This is a genomic window from Aequorivita sp. CRS11 (assembly GCF_059693805.1).
On sequence record NZ_JCATIG010000036.1, the window covers coordinates 1 to 1221 of the forward strand.

The following is a 1221-nucleotide window of genomic DNA, read 5'->3' on the forward strand; positions in this document are numbered from 1 at the left end:
TACAACAAAGATCTGAGTTGAAAAACAAATGTTTTTAGTTCAATTTGGATACAAATTTCTCATCATAGGGCAAACCGCTTTTTGCGATTGCAAATGCCTGTTTCAGCAGTTTGTTAGCCACCGCAATAAGTGCCAGTTTTTTGCTCTTTCCCTTTGCCACAATGCGTTCATAGATCTCCCTACAGGCTTTGTTGTGCTTGCACGCCGAGAATGCGCACAGGAAGAGAAGGTTCCTGAGTTTCTGGTTGCCCACCTTTGATATTCTGCTCTTGCCCCGCACGCTGCTTCCCGATTGCCGGATTGTGGGGGTAATTCCCACATAGCTGCACAATTGGCCGGCAGTCTCAAATTTGTCAAAACCATCTGTTATAACAATGAGGAAGAGGGCCGTTTTGGTACCCAGGCCCGGAATTCCCTTCAACAATGTAAGTTGGTGTTGTTGGTCCTGCTTTACCAATAAAAGCAACCTTTCCTCCAGTGCCTTTACCTCCTTGTCCAAATGCTTGAGGTCACGCTTGAGGGATTGATGGACAAACTTGGAGGGAATGCCCAAAGTTTCCTCCCCGTGCAGCTTGTTCTTGGTGGCGGTGCGCTTCTTCAGATAGCTGTCCAGTAACCTAAAAAGCTGCAGACACTCGGCCTGTACATCCGTAAGGGCAGTATAGCAAGGGACATCATTTACCCTGCCGTACTCACAGATTGCCCTGGCATCGCTCTTGTCCGTCTTCACCTTGGCAAGCTTCATCTGGATGAAACGCTTTACCGATAATGGGTTTACTACCGAAACGACAACGCCGTGCTTAAAAAGATACTGTGCCAGTCGATAGTGATAATATCCGGTGGCCTCCATCACCACGAGCGAGCCCTGGGCAATAGCCTTTAAAAAAGAACTGAAACCCTTCGGGGTATTATCGAACTGATGATGGGCATCATCGGAGCACACCACATCAAAGACATCCTTACTGATGTCCACTCCGTAAATTTTGCTATATTTATTCATAGAAAAACAAATGACGAAAGGACAGTCTACTCTGGTTTCACCAACTTAAAAACGAGGTCAGGGCCTCAAAGATCTGAACGAAATTAAAGTAGAAAAGAGCGGGGATTATCAATGTTGACGGAATCAAAAGTTCCACTGGTAACCTTAACCTTACTCCGCTCTTTTGTTCTTTCTGATTTAATATTTAAAGTTAACTGTTTTAATTAAAATCAAACTTAAGA

Annotated in this window: 1 protein-coding gene; it reads right to left on the minus strand. The window is 44.7% G+C overall.

The features are described from left to right. Positions 1-34: 34 nt before the first annotated feature. A complete protein-coding gene (locus AC58DT_RS15620; RefSeq protein ID WP_497217722.1) occupies positions 35-1000 on the minus strand; it encodes an IS110 family RNA-guided transposase in 966 nt (321 codons plus the stop codon). Positions 1001-1221: the final 221 nt, after the last annotated feature.